This window comes from Streptomyces justiciae (assembly GCF_015163075.1).
In the GTDB taxonomy this organism is placed as follows: Bacteria; Actinomycetota; Actinomycetes; order Streptomycetales; family Streptomycetaceae; genus Streptomyces; species Streptomyces justiciae.
The window spans coordinates 588279-605282 of record NZ_JADDXU010000001.1; the positions used below are offsets into that span (position 1 = coordinate 588279).

11 protein-coding genes are annotated in these 17004 nt (G+C 70.8%); 9 read left to right on the forward strand and 2 right to left on the reverse strand.

Features of this window, described 5'->3' with window-relative positions; translation table 11 throughout:
• The first annotated feature begins 15 nt into the window (after positions 1–15).
• From IQ210_RS02600 to IQ210_RS02630, 7 genes are all read left to right on the forward strand, one after another.
• A complete protein-coding gene (locus IQ210_RS02600) occupies positions 16–1422 on the forward strand; it encodes an FG-GAP repeat domain-containing protein (RefSeq protein ID WP_194076453.1) in 1407 nt (468 codons plus the stop codon).
• Positions 1423–1463: 41 nt separating this feature from the next.
• Positions 1464–2969 (forward strand): FG-GAP-like repeat-containing protein, encoded by a 1506-nt coding sequence (locus IQ210_RS02605; RefSeq protein ID WP_194076454.1) that lies wholly within the window; start codon positions 1464–1466, stop codon positions 2967–2969.
• A 179-nt stretch (positions 2970–3148) separates the two neighbouring features.
• Positions 3149–4699, forward strand: a complete 1551-nt coding sequence (locus IQ210_RS02610) for an alkaline phosphatase D family protein (RefSeq protein WP_194076455.1) — start codon at positions 3149–3151, stop codon at positions 4697–4699.
• A 97-nt stretch (positions 4700–4796) separates the two neighbouring features.
• Positions 4797–5978, forward strand: a complete 1182-nt coding sequence (locus IQ210_RS02615; protein ID WP_194076456.1) for a hypothetical protein — start codon at positions 4797–4799, stop codon at positions 5976–5978.
• Between the two features lie 240 nt (positions 5979–6218).
• The gene (locus IQ210_RS02620; RefSeq protein ID WP_194076457.1) at positions 6219–7718 is read left to right on the forward strand and encodes a bifunctional cytidylyltransferase/SDR family oxidoreductase; all 1500 of its coding nucleotides are present in this window, start codon (positions 6219–6221) and stop codon (positions 7716–7718) included.
• Between the two features lie 155 nt (positions 7719–7873).
• Entirely contained in the window at positions 7874–9925 is a 2052-nt protein-coding gene (locus tag IQ210_RS02625; protein WP_322656301.1) for a hypothetical protein, read from the forward strand.
• A gap of 239 nt (positions 9926–10164) precedes the next feature.
• Positions 10165–11334 (forward strand): glycosyltransferase family 2 protein, encoded by a 1170-nt coding sequence (locus tag IQ210_RS02630; protein ID WP_228046936.1) that lies wholly within the window; start codon positions 10165–10167, stop codon positions 11332–11334.
• Here the strand turns inward: IQ210_RS02630 and IQ210_RS02635 are convergent.
• Positions 11312–13345, reverse strand: coding sequence for a hypothetical protein (locus IQ210_RS02635; RefSeq protein ID WP_194077060.1), 2034 nt, complete (start codon positions 13343–13345; stop codon positions 11312–11314). The two genes, IQ210_RS02630 and IQ210_RS02635, sit on opposite strands and share 23 nt — an antisense overlap.
• A gap of 228 nt (positions 13346–13573) precedes the next feature.
• Positions 13574–14971: a polysaccharide pyruvyl transferase family protein gene (locus IQ210_RS02640; RefSeq protein ID WP_194076458.1), complete on the reverse strand. Its 1398-nt coding sequence runs from the start codon at positions 14969–14971 to the stop codon at positions 13574–13576.
• A 213-nt stretch (positions 14972–15184) separates the two neighbouring features.
• On the opposite strand from IQ210_RS02640, the gene proB reads away from it, so the two are divergent.
• Complete coding sequence (gene proB, locus IQ210_RS02645; RefSeq protein ID WP_194077062.1) at positions 15185–16291, forward strand: glutamate 5-kinase; 1107 nt, start codon at positions 15185–15187, stop codon at positions 16289–16291.
• A gap of 178 nt (positions 16292–16469) precedes the next feature.
• Positions 16470–16937: a hypothetical protein gene (locus tag IQ210_RS02650; protein ID WP_390897515.1), complete on the forward strand. Its 468-nt coding sequence runs from the start codon at positions 16470–16472 to the stop codon at positions 16935–16937.
• Positions 16938–17004 lie beyond the last annotated feature (67 nt).

Sequence of the window (17004 nt, forward strand, 5' to 3'; positions counted from 1 at the left end):
GCCAACGGAGTTCGCATGTCCCTGCCCAGTCACAGAACCCGGCGCGCCGTCGTCGCGGCGATCAGCCTGATCGCCGCCACCTGCGGCGCCCTGCCCGTCGCCCAGGCGGTCGCTCCGGCGGCCGGCGTACGGCAGGACTTCAACGGCGACGGCTACGAGGACCTCGCCGTCGCCGCGCCCTACGCGACGGTCGGCGGCAAGGCCAAGGCGGGATACGTCGCCGTCCTGTTCGGCTCGCCGAGCGGCATCCGGACGGCCTCCAGGAAGGTCTACAGCCAGGCCTCCGCCGGCATCCCCGGTGCCCCCGAGGCCGGTGACCTCTTCGGCTCCCGGCTGGCCGCGGCCGACCTCGACGGCGACGGGTACACCGACCTGCTCGTGGAGACCCTCGCCGAGCAGTGGCAGCAGGACGGCGTCGAACACTCCGGCACCCGGACCGTGCTCTGGGGCGGCCCCGCCGGTCTCACCTCCGGCAAGGTGCTGCCCGCCGAGGGCACCGGCCGCCTCCAGGCCCCGCTCACCGTCACCGGCGACTTCAACGGCGACGGCCACCAGGACCTGGCCCGCGACGGCCGTATCCTCTTCGGTCCCCTCGGCCGCGACGGACGCCCCGCGGCCACCCAGGAGAACGCCGCCCTCACCGACGGCGACCTGCTGATCGTCGCCGTGGCCGCCGGCGACACCGACGGCGACGGCACCGACGACCTCGCCATCATCGCCCGGGAACACGACTGGGACGACGAGACCAACTACGGCAACTACGTCTACTACGCGCACGGCAGCCGCGAAGGCCTGCGCCCCGGCGCCCAGTTGACGGCCCTCGCCCTGCGCAAGCAGGACGCCATCGCCCTCGGCGACCTCGACGGCGACGGCCGCGCCGACCTGGTCCTCGGCGAGGACGGCCTCCGTGTCGTCCACGCCGGCCGGCAGGGCCTGCCCGACACCGCACCCCGGATCATCACCCAGGACACCCCGGGCGTGCCCGGCGCCCAGGAGGCCGGGGACCGCTTCGGCTGGACGGTGTCCATCGGGGACACCAATGGCGACGGGTACGGCGACATCCTCGCCGGCATCCCGGAGGAGGACTTCGGCACACTGAAGAACGCCGGGACCTTCGCCGTCGTACCCGGCGGACCGGGCGGGGCGACCGGCGCCGGCACCAAGGTCCTCAGCCAGAACACCGCCGGCGTGCCCGGCACCGCCGAGAGCGGTGACCGGTTCGGCCTGAACGCCACGTTCGTCGACGGCAACGGCGACGGAAGGGCCGAGCCGGTCGTCGCGTCCGTCGCCGAGAACTCCTTCGCGGGCGGCGTCTGGGTCTTCCCCGGCGGCGCCACGGCCAAGGGTTCCTTCACCTTCGGCGCCGGCACGCTCGGCACGGTCGCGAGCGGCGCCCGGCTGGGCGACCAGTTCCCCCGCTGACACGCCCTCCACCCCCCTTCACCCCGATCAACCGGAGCATCATGAGCAAGCGCAGGCTCGCCCTCGCGGCGGCCGTGGCGGTCACCGCTGCCCTCACCGTCCCCGTGGCCGCGCAGGCCGCCGGGGCCGGACCGGCCGCGAGCAGGCTGCACGACGACTTCAACGGCGACGGGTACGACGACCTCGCGGTGGCCGCGCCCGCGGCGACCGTGGGCGGCAAGGCCAGGGCCGGGTATGTCGCGGTGCTGTACGGGTCGAAGAACGGGCTGACCACCACCGGCCGGAAGGTGTTCACGCAGAACACCGCGGGGGTGCCCGGCAGTTCGGAGACGGGCGACGGCTTCGGCTCCGCGCTCGACACCGCCGACCTGGACGGCGACGGCTACGCGGACCTGGTGGTCGGCGTGGGCGGTGAGGACACCTCGGCCGGTGTCGACGCCGGGCTCGTCGAAGTGGTGTGGGGCGGCGCGAACGGCCTCGCCGGCGGTACGTCCGTGGCGAGCGGGAAGGCGTACGACCAGCTCGGCGCCAAGGGCCGGCTGACCGTGGGGGACATCGGCGACGACGGCTCCCCGGACGTGGTGACCGTGGCGAACCAGCACGATCTGCGGGTCCTCAAGGGCCCGTTCACGCGCGGCGGGGCGAACGGCGGCGAGGCGCTGGTGCCGGACCGGTACGACAGCCGTGTCCTGGACCTGGCCACCGGTGACGTCAACGGCGACGGCCGCACCGACGTCGTCGGCGCCGAGAACGACGGCGACGAGTTCGACGCGCGCCGGGTCGTGTACTGGCTCGGCAACGGGACCGGGCTCAACCCCTTCACGCTGGTGTACGACATCGACGGCGCCGGGCTCCAGGGCGGCGAGAGCCTCGACGTCGGGGACGTGAACCGGGACGGCTACGACGACATCGTGGTGGGCCGGGCGATCGACGGCTACGACAGCGACCTCGACACCTACCTCGCCAAGGGCGGCCGGGTCGCCTGGATTCCGGGCACCGCGGACGGGCCCGACGGCGTGAAGGCGCAGTTCCTCAACCAGGACAGTCCCGGCGTGCCCGGCACCGCCGAGAAGGGCGACCGGTTCGGCACCGACGTACAGCTCGGGGACGTCGACGGGGACGGTTTCCTGGACGTCCTCACCGGGGTGCCCGGCGAGGACATCGGGTCCGTGACCGACGCCGGTGCCGTGGTAGTGCTGAGCGGCCGGGCGGACGGGCTGACCGGCGCCGGCTCCCACCAGGTCGTCACGCAGGACACCGGCAACGTGCCCGGCACCGCCGAGAAGGGCGACGCGTTCGGCACGGCCGTCCACCTCGGGGACGCCAACGGCGACGGACTGGCCGACGTGGCCGTGGGGGCGCCGGGGGAGAACGCGAACACCGGGTTCGTGTGGAGCTTCCGCTCCCGGGCGTCGTACGTCGTCGAGCCGGGCGGGGTGCCGCTGCCGGCGACGATCGTGGCACCGAACGGCACGACGGCCTTCGGCAACACGCTGCTGGGGACGACGGCGACGGGGGCGCGGCTCGGCACCGGGTTCGCCTACTGAGCGGAATCGTCTGATCATCCCTCAGACCCGTTGCGGCCACGACGAGTTCGTGTGCCGTGACGGGTCTCCTGTTGTCTGCCCAGTTGTCATGTGCGGGCACCCCGGCGTTCAGCGGGTGGACCGACCCGGAGCATGAGCTTCCCCTGTCCATGAGGCCAGTGAGGCAAGGGAGTTCGCTGATGACCGGAGCAGTTTCGCCCGACCGCCGCCGCTTTCTGACCGCCGGGGCCGCCGTGCTCGGCGCCGCCGCCTCCGCCCAGCTGTGGCTCCCGACGGCCGCCCGGGCAGCCGAAACCCCGCTGCCCGACGGGGTGTTCAGCCTCGGCGTGACCTCCGGCGACCCGCTCCCGGACGGCATCGTGCTGTGGACACGGCTCGCCCCGGACCCGCTGAACGGGGGCGGGATGCCCGACCGGACGGTCCCGGTGGAGTGGGAGCTCGCCGAGGACGAGCGCTTCAGAAAGCCCGTCCGCCGCGGCGTCGCCCAGGCCCGGCCCGAGTACGGGCACAGCGTTCACGTGGATGTACGGGGCCTGCGCCCGGGCCGCGCGTACTGGTACCGCTTCCGCACCGGCGGCCAGCTCTCCCCGACCGGCCGCACCCGCACCGCCCCGCACCCGCACAGCAAGGGCGGCAGCCTGCGCGTCGCGCTCGCGTCCTGCCAGAACTGGCAGCACGGCTACTTCACCCCGTACGCCGACATGCTCGCCCAGGACCCCGACTTCGTCCTCTTCGTCGGCGACTACATCTACGAGTCGACGCCGTCCTCGACGGGCGTGCGCAGGCACGAGGGCACCGGTGAGCCGTACAGCCTGGTCCAGTACCGCAACCGCTACGCCCAGTACCGCACCGACCCCGACCTCGCCGCGATGCACGCCAACGCGCCCTGGGTCGTCACCTTCGACGACCACGAGGTCGACAACGACTTCGCCGGCGAGATCCCGCAGGACCCCGACAAGCAGCCGCATGACGCCTTCGTGGCCCGTCTGACCGCGGCCTACCAGGCGTACTACGAGCACATGCCGGTCCGCGCGACCTCGGTGCCGAACGGGCCGCACATCCAGATGTACCGGCGCCTGGAGTTCGGCCGGCTGGCCCGGCTCAACGTGCTGGACACCCGGCAGTTCCGCAGCGACCAGGCGACCACGCAGGAGGGCGCCCAGGACCCGTCGCTCACCATGCTCGGCGCCCGGCAGAAGGAGTGGCTCCTCGACGGGCTGCACGACTCCCCGGCCCGCTGGAACCTCATCGCCTCGCAGATCATGATGGCCGAGACCGACCTCAAGATCGGCGAGGGCAAGCTCTGGTACTACGACGCCTGGGACGGCTACCAGGCCGAACGCAACGCCCTCATGGGGGAGTTCGCCGACGTCCGCAACCCGGTCGTCTTCACCGGCGACCGCCATCTGACGATGATCAGCGACCTCAAGAAGGACTTCGCCGACCCGGACTCCGACGTCGTCGGCGCCGAGTTCGTCGGCACCTCCATCTCCAGCAACGGCGACCAGGACCAGGCCGCCTTCCACGCCCAGTGGGACCCGCTGATGGCGGACAACCCGCACTGGAAGCTGCTCGACGCCCACCGCGGCTACCACCTGTTCGACATCGACAAGCACGGCATCGACGCCCAGGTGAGGGTCGTGGACACGGTCCGGCAGCCGACGGCGACGGCGAGCACGCTGGCCGCGCTGCGGGTGGAGTCGGGACAGCCGGGCGTCGAACTCGCCTGACCGGGTGTGAATCCTGTGTGACGGGAGCCTGGGACTCATCTGTGTCCCAGGTCTCTCTCAGCGCAGTCTCAGGAACCCCTCTTACCGTCCCTTAACCATGGAGACGGACTGTACGAGAAGACCTGAAGGCGTCCCGCCGCTGCCGCCCGGCACCCGCCTGCTGCACATCGGCCCCCACAAGACCGGCACCACGTCGATCCAGGGCGCGATGTTCGCCGCCAAGGACCGCCTCGGCGAGCACGGCGTCCTGTGGCCCGCCACCACCCGGCACCCGATGGAGGCCGTCCTCGCGGCCTGCGCCCGGCCCGGGATGATGGGCGACGCCGGGCCCAGCGAGAAGCAGTGGCTGCACCTGGTGGACCGGGTCAACGGCGCCGGGCGGGCCGTCACCTCGGTCATCAGCAGCGAGTTCTTCGCCGACGCCCCCGACGACGCCACCATCGGGCGGATCGTGGCGCAGCTCGGCGGCGACTCCGTGCACGTCCTGGTCACCCTGCGCCCGCTGGCGAAGATCATGCCCTCGCAGTGGCAGCAGTACGTGCAGAACGGGCTGCGCATGGGCTACGAGGAGTGGCTGGAGCACATGCTCCGCAAGGCCCCGTACGAGAAGCCCAACCCCAGCTTCTGGCGCCGGCACCGGCACGACCGGCTGGTCGAGCGCTGGGTCCGGGCGGTCGGCGCCGAGCGGGTCACCGTCGTCGTGGTCGACGACCGCGACCGCGACGGGCTGATGCGCACCTTCGAGCAGCTCCTCGGCCTTCCGCAGGGCCTGCTCCAGGAGGTCCCCGACACCGCGAACCGCTCTCTCACTCTCGCCGAGACCGAAATGCTGCGGAATCTTAATAAGGAATTCCGCGGCAATGGACTCCCCGACGAGCTGTATTCCAAGCTGGTGCGGCACGGCGCGGTGATGCATATGAAGAACGCGTGCAGTCCGACCCCGCAGGACGTGAAGATCTGTACCCCGCAGTGGGCCGTCGAGGCGGCCGCGGAGATCGGCGCCGAGATGGCGCGCAGCATCGGGGCGACGGGCGTACGCGTCCTCGGCGACCCGGCGCTGCTGTCCGCCGTGCCCAAGCCCGGCACCGAGACCCTCGCGGAACCGCGGATCGCTCCCGAGGTGGCCGCTCAGGCCCTGTACGGGGCGCTCGCGGCGGCCGCCGCCGCGCCGATCCGGAACACCGCCCCGGTCAAGTCCCGGACCGTGCACCAGACCTCGTCCAGGGAACTCGTGAAAGTGCTCGGCCACCGGTGTCTGAAGCGACTGCGCCGCCGCTGAGCCGGTGTCGGCCCCGACGCCGCTGAGCGGTACGGTCGTCACACACAGCAATACGTAACTCCTGTGGAGTTACTCACAGCAATTCCAGGGTGCTCACCACAACGGTCTCCTCAATCACCAGGAGTGCAAGGTGAATGACAGGTAGCGCGCACATATGCGGCGGACGGCGCTCACCTTGCACTGCGGTAACCCCAAGTGGGACCATTTCCAAGTTCCCTGTCGCCCCGAGGTAGGTCACCTGTGTCCCAGCACATCGCCAAGCCCCGTACCACCGCAGTGATCCTGGCCGGCGGTACCGGTCAGCGCGTGGGTCTCTCGATCCCCAAGCAGCTGCTGAAGATCGCCGGCAAGGCAGTCATCGAGCACACCCTGACCACCTTCGAGAACGCCGACTCGATCGACGACATCATCGTCCTGATGGCGCCGGGCTACGTGCCGGACATAGAGAAGATCGTGGCCAAGGCCGGGTTCACGAAGGTCAAGAAGATCATCGAGGGCGGTTCCACGCGGAACGAGACGACCGAGCGCGCCATCGAGGCGCTCGGCGAGGGCCTGGCCGAGGGCGAGGACCTCAACGTCCTGTTCCACGACGCCGTTCGCCCCCTTCTCTCGCAGCGTGTCATCGACGACTGCGTGGTCGCGCTCGAGCGCTACCAGGCCGTCGACGTCGCCATCCCGTCCGCGGACACCATCATCGTGACGCGCACCCACGGCGAGGACGGCGAGTTCATCACCGAGATCCCGGACCGCTCCCGGCTGCGCCGCGGCCAGACGCCGCAGGCCTTCAAGCTGTCCACGATCAAGCGGGCCTACGAGGTCGCCGCCGGCGACCCCAACTTCCAGGCCACGGACGACTGCTCGGTCGTGCTCAAGTACCTGCCGGACGTGCCGATCCACGTCGTCGCGGGCGACGAGTACAACATGAAGGTCACCCAGCCCGTCGACGTCTTCATCGCCGACAAGCTGTTCCAGCTGGCCTCCACCGCCGCGCCCGAGCAGGTCTCCGAGGAGGCCTACCGCGAGCTGCTGACCGGGAAGACCATGGTCGTCTTCGGCGGTTCGTACGGCATCGGCAAGGACATCGCCGAACTCGCCGAGTCCTACGGCGCGAAGGTCTACGCGCTGGGCCGCTCCACCACCGGCACGCACGTCGAGAACCCCGAGGAGGTCGACGACGCGCTGTCCAAGGCGTACGCCGAGACCGGGCGCATCGACTACGTCGTCAACACCGCCGGCGTGCTGCGCATCGGCAAGCTGGCCGAGACCGACAACGCGACCATCGAGGAAGCGCTGAAGGTCAACTACCTGGCCCCGGTGCAGATCGCCCGTTCGTCGTACAAGTACCTGTCCGAGACCAAGGGCCAGCTGCTCCTCTACACCTCCAGCAGCTACACCCGCGGTCGCGCCGAGTACAGCCTCTACTCCTCCACCAAGGCCGCGATGGTGAACCTCACCCAGGCCCTGTCCGACGAGTGGGCCGGTGACGGCATCCGGGTCAACTGCGTGAACCCCGAGCGCACCGCAACTCCCATGCGCACCAAGGCCTTCGGTCAGGAGCCGGCCGGTTCGCTGCTGTCCTCCGAGGTCGTGGCCCGTACCTCGCTGGACGTGCTGCTGTCCGAGCTGACCGGACATGTCATCGACGTCCGCCAGCAGGACCCGACGGCCGCCGCGGGCAAGGCCTCCGGCTTCGAGCAGGCGCTGGCCTCCGTTCTGGACCGTCAGGACGGCGTGGCATAATCAACTGCAATTAGACATCTGTTATTCAGGCCTCTGTGTTCGCCCGTTATCGGAGCATTCGCAGAGGCCTGAATCCGTACCTCTCGCGAATTCCTCACATTTTCGCCGCACCACAGAACAAAACCGGCACTCCCCCTCCAAGAGCAGGTTCCTCCGTGATAACCAGAGCCATTCGCGTCGCCCGGGTGGGCAGTGCGGCCGAGCTGGCCGCGGCGGCCCTCATGATCCTGGGCTTCCCTGTGCTCATGCTGGCCGCGCTCGTCCCGAGCGTTCCCGCCTTCGCGGCCGCGGCCGCAGTGACGTACCTGGCGGACCACTATCTGCATCGCAAGAGCAGCTATCTGATCAACCGCCTGAGCAAGGTGCGCGCGGGTCTGTCGATCCGCTTCCTGATCCGGCAGCTGCTGCTGATCCTGCTGCTGGCTCGCCTGGATCTCGCGGACGGCATCGTCTTCTACGGGGCGGTCGCCTGCTTCATCGCGTTCTACGGCCTCCAGGCCCCGCACGGCGCGCTGGTCACCCTGATCCGCAACCGCCGCCGGATGCCGGTCGCCACCCGCAACGTCGACCTGGCCGCCCGGATCCGCATCCCGGACGCCCCGCCGCGCCGCCTGCTCAACCGCTCCGCGGAGAAGATGCTGCACCTGGACCTGTTCGCCGTGATCGGCGTGCTGGTCTCGGCGTTCATGGACGACACCCTCGCGGCGTTCGTCGGCATCGGCGCGACGATAGCGCTGGGCACCCTGTACGTCGTCGCGCTCATGCCGTACGTCCGCGGCAGCAAGATCCCGCCGAACGCGGAGAAGGTCCTGGCCGCGGTCGACGACTGGCTGGCCGGCTACCGGCCGGAGACGGTGCTGTACTTCTCCGGCTCCAAGGACTCGGCGTACCAGGTCAACATGTGGCTGGAGACCATGGAGCAGCTGGACTCCAAGCCGCTGATCATCCTGCGTGAGCGGGCGATACTGAACAACCTGGCGCCGACCACGGTCCCCGTCATCTGCGTGCCCGGAGGGGTGCACCTGATGAACATGGACCTGTCGACCGTGCGCGTCGCGCTGTACGCGGCCAACGTCGGCAAGAACATCCACCTGCTGCGCGTGCCGACCATGAAGCACGTCTTCATCGGCCACGGCGACAGCGACAAGCTGGCCAGCGTCAACCCGTTCAGCAAGGTGTACGACGAGGTGTGGACCGCCGGCCGCGCGGGCCGCGACCGCTACGCCATCGCCGACGTCGGTGTCCGCGACGACGACATCGTCGAGGTCGGCCGCCCGCAGTTGGCGCCGATCCAGACCTGGCAGGGCGTCCCCGAGGGTCGTATCCCCACGGTCCTCTACGCGCCCACCTGGGAGGGCTGGGACGGCAACCCCGGCAACACCTCCCTGGTGCTGGCCGGCGAGAACATCGTCAAGAAGCTCATCAAGGCCGACCCGCCGGTCCGCGTCCTGTACAAGCCGCACCCCTTCACGGGCACGGTCAGCAAGGAGGCCGGCGCCGCGCACGCGCGCATCACCGCGCTGGTCGAGAAGGCCGCCGCCGAGCGCGCCACCGACGCCCGCTTCACCGCGGACGCCGCCGCCCAGGCGCAGGCCAAGGCCGAGCTGACCCGTATCGAGGCGCGGATCGCCCAGCTGGCCGGCAACGGCGGCGAGAAGGGCGACGAGGCCGAGGCCACCCGTGACGGGCTGGTCGACGTGGCCAAGCACGAGGAGATCGCCCGGCTGCGCGCCGAGTGGAACGACACCTACTGGCGTTCCTTCGGCACCCACGAGCACCGGGTCATCACCGGCGCCGAGCCGCGGCTGTACGACTGCTTCAACGTCTCCGACGCGATGGTCTCCGACATCTCCTCCGTGGTCTCCGACTTCATCGCGAGCGGCAAGCCGTACGCGGTGACGGACTCCGCGGAGCTGGGGGTGGAGGAGTTCAAGCGGCAGAACACGGCCGTGCGCGCCGCGACGATCCTGTCCAACAGCGCCGCCGAGCTGGGCGAGCTGCTGAGCGCGGTGCGCGACCTCGCGGGCGACCCGCTGGCCGAGGATCGCAAGGAGCTCAAGCAGTACCTGCTGGGCCCGGACGAGCCCACGTCCATCGAGCAGTTCAACACCGCGGTGGCGGACCTGGCCCGCAAGGCCGACACCCGCAACGTCGGCCAGGAGTCACGGGCGGCGGCCGGAGCCGCGGAGGCCACGACCACGGCCTGACCCAGCGGCCTGGCCCATTCGGCCCAGGGCCCGGTTTTCGAGGAGTGATTCTCGAAAACCGGGCCCTTTTGCGTACCTGAGGGGGGAACGGTCGTTGTAGTCCGTGACCTGCGTCACAAAGGCCGTGCACAAAGACAACCGCATGTGACTTTCAACCGTCTGACTGATTGTGAATATGAGGATACGGGGGAAATGTGACCCAGCCTGATGTGACCGTGGTCATCGGCGCCTACGAAGCGATGCCCTACCTCGTCGAGTGCCTCGCCTCCGTCGAGGCCCAGACCCTCGACCACGCCCGCATCGAGGTCATCGCGGTCGACGACGGCTCGACGGACGGCACGGGGGAGTGCCTGGAGCAGTTCGCGGCCCGCACGGACATGCCGGTCACCGTCATCCGCCAGGACAACTCCGGCGGCCCCAGCGGCCCGCGCAACGTCGGCCTGGACAAGGCCACCGGGCGGTACGTGTTCTTCCTCGACGCCGACGACCGGCTCGGCCCCGAGGCCCTTGAGCGGATGGTCGCGATGGCCGACCGCAACGGCACGGACGTGGTGCTCGGCCGCGTCGAGGGCATCAACCGCAAGCCGCCGCAGTCCATGTGGGGGCGGACGCTGGAGCGCACCGACGTCTGGTCGTCCAACATCAAGTTCACGCTGAGCGCGCAGAAGCTGTTCCGCCGCGAGCTGCTGAACCGTCACAGCATGCGCTTCGACGAGTCGCTGTGGACCGGCGAGGACGCCCTGTTCACCATGGAGGCCTATCTGCGGGCCGACGGCGTCTCCCTCATCGACGACTACACCTGCTACTACCTGGTGGGCCGCGAGGACGGCAAGCACGTGACGAAGAGCGGGAGTTACACCCTGCGCTTCGACTCCGCACGCGCCCTGATGACCCTCATCTCCGACATGCTCCCGCCGGGCCCACGCCGCGACATGCTCATGGTCCGCCCGTTCGTCGTCACCCTGCTCCCGCAGTTCGGCCCCAAGTACCTGAGGGACAGCGAGAAGGTACGACGGCACAAGTTCGAGCTGGCGAAGCCGCTGCTGGACGCCTACTGGACCGACGAGGTGGCCCGCCGGCTGCGGGTCGAGGAGCGGCTGCGGATGCACGCGGTGGCCGAGCAGCGCCCCGAACTCCTCCTGGAACTCCTGGAGTTCCGGCGGGCCAAGAAGGAGCCCGAGGCGCTACTGGAGAAGCGCGGCCGCCGGGTGTACTTCGCCTACCCGCACTTCCGGGACACCGCCGCGGGCATCCCGGACGCCCTCTACCTCGCCGAGCCCCGTGAGGCCCGCGCCGTCCCGGGCTACCGGGAGGGCGGGCTCGACTCGTTCGTGCGACGGGCGGTGCGCAAGGCGCGCCGGACGCTGCCGTCCCGGTCCCGGGACGTCAGGCCGGCTGCGGCGGCGTGACGGCGGACGCGTCCTCCGTGGGCCGGGGCGCGGGGATCTCCGCGGCCAGCCGCTCGGCCATCCGTACGCGGTGCTCCCGCGCCGCCGAACACAGCGTCTGCACGGCCGCGTTGAAGCGCTCCTGCGAGGACGGCTCGTCCGGCCCGAGCAGATGCCGCTTCAACTCGGCCCGCGCCTCGGCGAGTCCGTCCTTCTCCGGATGCCGTACGGCCTCCAGCAGCTCCGGCACCCCCGCCGCGTCCGGCGACAGCACGGTCGCCGCCCGCACGGTCGGGAACGCCTCCCGGAAGGCGTCCTCGGCCAGCCCGCTGGTGTTGGCCACCGCATAGGGCTTGCCGCTCGCCAGGAAGTCGCTGACGACGCTCGACACATCGCTGACGAGCAGGTCGGCCCGGTTGAAGCAGGCGTACAGCGCGGGCCGGGTGCCGGTGACGATCTGGTGCTCCCACTCCGGCAGCGAGGCCCAGTACGCCGCCTCCCAGGCCGCCGTGGCCCGCTCCACCGCCCGGGCCCGCCCCCGCGGCGGCGCCGACTGGAGCAGCATCCGCTCCACCGAGTCGGCGCTCGTCCGGAAGTCGGCGGTGGTGAGCCGGTCCAACTCCTCGGTGCACCGGGCCAGTTCACCTCCGGCGGCGGGCCGCGCCCCGGACCGCGCCCGGTTGGCGCCCCGGATCAGCTCCCGGATGCGCAGATCGGCCGCCCCTGCCCGCGGGTCCACCGACCCGGTCAGCGGATGCGGCTTGTACAGCAGCCGTACGCCGGGATCGGCGAGCAGCGCCCGTACGAGGTTCTCGCCGGCCTCGATGACGGAGGTGTTGCCCGGATTGCCGTCCCAGCCCTCCCAGGTGGGCGCGTACAGGACGGTGACGTACGCGCCCTTCGGCGGGCCCGCGTACGGCCGTACGGCCTCCAGCTGCGGCCGTCCGATCTCCCGCACCTCGCGGTCGTCCACGCCCACCTCGGCCAGCGCGTAGCGCTCCCGTGCCGCAGGTCCTGCCACCCACACCTCGTCGTACGCCTTCGCGTACGGGTTGCACGAGGACAGCTTGTCGCTCTCGCCGTGGTTGACGAACGTGTGCTTGAGGGTGGGGATGCGTAGCACCTGGGAGGTCTTGCCGGAGTTCGACGGGTGGATGAGGACCTGGAGCGTGGAGTGCTCCAGGCGCATCAGCGTGGTGACCTTGGGCAGGCAGATGATCGGCACGTCGGTCGCGGCGATCTTCTGCACCATGAAGCGCTCGCGCAGCACGATGACCGGCCGCCCGTCGAGCTTGGCGAGCGGCTCCAGCCACATGTTCGCCTGGTACGCGGAGGACGCGCCGCCGGAGAAGTACAGGCCGACCGTGGGCTGGTAGTCGGCCAGCCAGGCGTCGAACCAGTCGAGGACCTGCTGCTCGCCCGCCGGGCGGCGGCCCGGCAGCAGCCGCAGCAGCAGCTCGCCCAGGCCGAGCAGCCCGAGGACGAGGGACACGGCGAGTCCGCCGGCCGCGGCGGCCGGGTGGTCGGTCGCCGCGGTGGCCGCCAGGCCGAAGGTCGCGGGCAGCCCGAACACCAGCAGCCGGTGCCCGGGGCGGCGCAGCAGCAGCGCGGGCGGGGCGGTCGACAGGCGCAGCGCGGAGGCGTCGATGTTCCGGGTCACCACCGGCAGGGTGCGGGTACGGCGGACCAGGACGGAGACGGCCTGGATCGCGCAGTGCAGGGCGTAGAAGAGCAGCAGGGCGGCGACGATCGGGCCGTACACCCCCTCCCGGTCCTGCTCGCCCACCCGCAGCAGGCCCGCCACCAGCAGCAGGTCCCGCAGGACGTGCCGGACGGTGATGTCCGCGTGCGACTTGGCGAACACCGTCGCCATGCCCCGCTGCCACCGGTGCAGCACCCCCTCCCCGGCGACCGAGGCGGCCGTCGCGGCGAGCAGCAGCGGCACGTCGGGGAGGAACGCGGCGACGGCCTGGGCGGCGAAGGCGGCGGCCAGCAGGACCGTGACGAGGACGCGGGGAGCGGCGCGCCGCAGGGGCAGGCGCCGGCGCCGCGGTCGGCTCTTCGGGCTGTCGGTGGCGGAACGCTTCAGCGGGCGTCTGAGGCGGAGCAGCCGGGGTCGGCGGAGTCTCTTCGTGGGCACGGCGTCACTCCAAGGTCGTCAAGGACGTGCGCCCGGGTTAACGCCCGCCGACCACTGGACGACACGCGCGTGTCCGGGCGCCTTGGGGCGACCGTGGAGTGATAGGGACGCCGGGTCCGCTCAGCGGCCCGACTGAAGGGCCCGGCGGATCGGGCCGCCGACGACCCGGCGGGCGCGGCGGTAGACCGACGGTGCCGGGATGGTTCCGGCCGTCTTCGTCGACCGGGAACCGGCCTTGGCGCGCGCCAGGTCGCGCTTCAACCGCTCGTTGTCCAGGGTCAGTTCGGCGATGTTGCGCTGCATGAACGCCATCCGCGTGGCGAGCGAGCCGAGGTCGGCCTCCAGCCAGGGGCGGACGCCCGCCGGGAAGGACAGCTTCCGCAGCCGTTCCTCGAAGGCCGCGCCGCCGTCGCCGTGCGTGAAGGTGTTCTGCAGGCCGTTGCGGTCGAGGAAGCCCATGAACCGCTCGTAGCGCTCGTGGTGACCGCTCATCAGCTTGCCGAAGTCCGCGTCCTCGTACAGCCGCGCCGGGTCCAGGTCCGCGGGCGCCTTGTCGATGCGCAGGTGCGGGATGTCGAAGTAGCGGCACAGCTCCAGCGTCCGGGAGTCGCCCGAGAGCACGGTCGCGGGCGTACCGGCGAGCAGCGCGGCGATGTTGCCGTGGATGCGGGAGCCGAAGGAGAAGTCGAAGCCGCGCAGGTCGTCGATCCAGGTGACCGGGTCGATGTAGACGCGGACCTTGTCCTCGGCGTACATCGGGTGGTCGGGGTGCGTCGGTATCGCCTTGACCTTGGCGTTCGGGTCCGACAGGTCCCGCCAGTGCAGCTGCCGCGCGTCGGACAGGTTCTGGCCGATGAAGCGCAGGTGCGGGTAGCGGGCGTGGGTGCGCTCGATGACCTTGCCCAGGCCCTGCTTCTGCACGGCGCTGTGCGAGCCGTTGATCGCGATCCGGGACTCGGCGGTCAGCTCCGGCGCCCGCTTGTGGACGGCGAGGTCCTTGCCGTACATGAACAGCGACGGGCAGCCGATGACCTCGACGTCCCGGAAGCCCATGTCCTTGAGGTACTGCTCGGTGAACTCACCGCGCACACCGATCGAGGCGCTGCGGTCGAGGACCGCGGAGACGAAGTCGCGCACCGCGGGCTCGATGGGCTTGAGCCGCGACGGGTCGTAGTTCAGCCCGGTCTGCGCGCCGACACCGGTCACCACGACCGGGATCTTCAGCCGTCTGATGAGCCGCGTCAGCCGCTTCAGCCCGGCCTCGAACGAGGGACGGAAGGCGTTCGCCAGCGGTACGACGAAGGCGTCGTACTCCGCGTTGATCTGGGCCGCCGACGCCACGTCGGCCTTCATGCCGTTCGACACCACTTCGGTGGTCGGCGTCTGGAGGATCTTGTGGGTGGCGTCGCTGAAGATCAGGTTGCCGGAATTGGTGGCGATGACGTCCCGCTGGAGTGCTTCCTCGACAGCGACGACGTCGAAGGGACTCTTACCGGACCTGAGGAGAACGCGCTTCACGGCGTTCAACTTAAGTTGGGGCGTTCTTTGATTTCTATAAGGAACCCCTACAACCTTTTTGCCGTATGCGACGCGTGAGCAAACAGTTACGTGGTGATGTGTCCGTGGGCTGGAACGGGACGGCGGGCCCGGGCCCCCTTCGCGTAGATTGCTGCCACGCGCAAGGAAATGGGGACAGTGCAGGTGGCAAGCGTCGCAAGCGCTCGGCAGGCCGTGACCGAGGCCCGCAGGATCGTCGTCAAGGTGGGCTCCTCGTCGCTGACCACCGCGTCGGGAGGCCTGGACGCCGACCGCGTCGACGCGCTCGTCGACGTCCTCGCCAAGAGCCGCAGCGGGGGAGAGAAGGAGGTCGTCCTCGTCTCCTCCGGTGCCATCGCCGCCGGCCTCGCCCCGCTCGGGCTGCGCCGTCGCCCCAAGGACCTGGCCCGCCAGCAGGCCGCCGCCAGCGTCGGCCAGGGCCTCCTCGTCGCCCGCTACACCGCCTCCTTCGCCCGCTACGGCGTCCGCGTCGGCCAGGTGCTGCTCACCAGCGACGACATGAGCCGCCGCTCCCACCACCGCAACGCCTCCACCACCCTCGACAAGCTCCTCGCGATGGGCGCCTTCCCGGTCGTCAACGAGAACGACACCGTCGCCACGGACGAGATCCGCTTCGGCGACAACGACCGGCTCGCGGCGCTCGTGGCCCATCTCGTACGGGCCGACCTGCTGGTGCTGCTCTCCGACGTGGACGGCGTGTACGACGGCGACCCCAGCAAGCCCGGCACCTCGCGGATAGCGGAGGTGAGGGGACCGGCCGACCTGGCCGGCGTCGAGATCGGCAGCAGCGGCAAGGCCGGCGTCGGCACCGGCGGCATGGTCACCAAGGTCGAGGCCGCCCGGATCGCGGCCGCCGCCGGCATCCCCGTGGTGCTCACCAGCGCCGTGCACGCGGCCGACGCGCTGAGCGGCGGTGACACCGGCACCTACTTCCACCCCACCGGCAAGCGCTCCGCCGACCGGCTGCTGTGGCTCCAGCACGCGTCCACCCCGCAGGGCTCGCTGACCCTCGACGACGGCGCGGTGCGGGCGGTGGTGCAGCGCCGCAAGTCGCTGCTGCCGGCCGGGATCGCCGCCGTGGACGGCGAGTTCAACGCCGGGGACCCGGTCGAGCTGCGGGACACCGAGGGGCGCGCGGTGGCCCGGGGGCTCGTCAACTTCGACGCCAAGGAGATCCCCCAGCTGATCGGCCGCTCGACCCGGGAACTGGCGCGGGAGCTGGGGCCGGCCTATGAGCGCGAGGTCGTGCACCGGGACGACCTGGTGGTGCTGCACCCCTGAAGGCGGTGCGCTTCGCCCCCGAAAACAGGGGGAACGCCCTGCTCTGGAAGTCACCCCCAGGTGGACGTTCCGCAAAAGTGCCACGCGAGCCCTTGCGGCCTGCTCAACTTTGTCTCAGGGACACATTCCGCACGACCACCGTGTCGGTCACTGGGATCACTGGGTAAAGGAGGCCGTCGTGAGACGAGTGCGCCCTGGGGCCGGGCCCCGTGGTGGTGCCGGGGAGGCCTCGTCCCGAGCGGCCGGTGAGGAGCGCCTCTTGACGAGCGTCGCGGCCGGCGACCGCTACGAGGAGCCGGCCGAGCTGCCCAGGCTGTGGCACGTGACCCTCAGCGTCTCCGGCAAGGAGGCCCCGCTGAAGGAGGTGCGGCGCGGACTCGAACAGCTGGCCCACGACCACCCCTTTCTGCTGACCAGCCGCTACGCCAACGACCACGCCGAGATCCGCTACTGGGAGGAGGCCCGCGACCTCCACGACGCCGCCGCCGTCGCCCTGCGCCTGTGGGGCGAGCACCGCCAGACCGCCCAGCTGCCGCCCTGGGAGATCGTCGGCCTGGAGGTCATCGACCGCGAGACCTACCACCAGCGCGTCGCCGAGGGCTACGGTCCGGCCCCCGCGACCCCGGTAGGGGTTCACCCCTTTTGACCTGCATCGCTCCATAGGGGCGCATTGGCCCCGTCTCGCGGTGCAAGACGACGGGGCCCCCACCCCC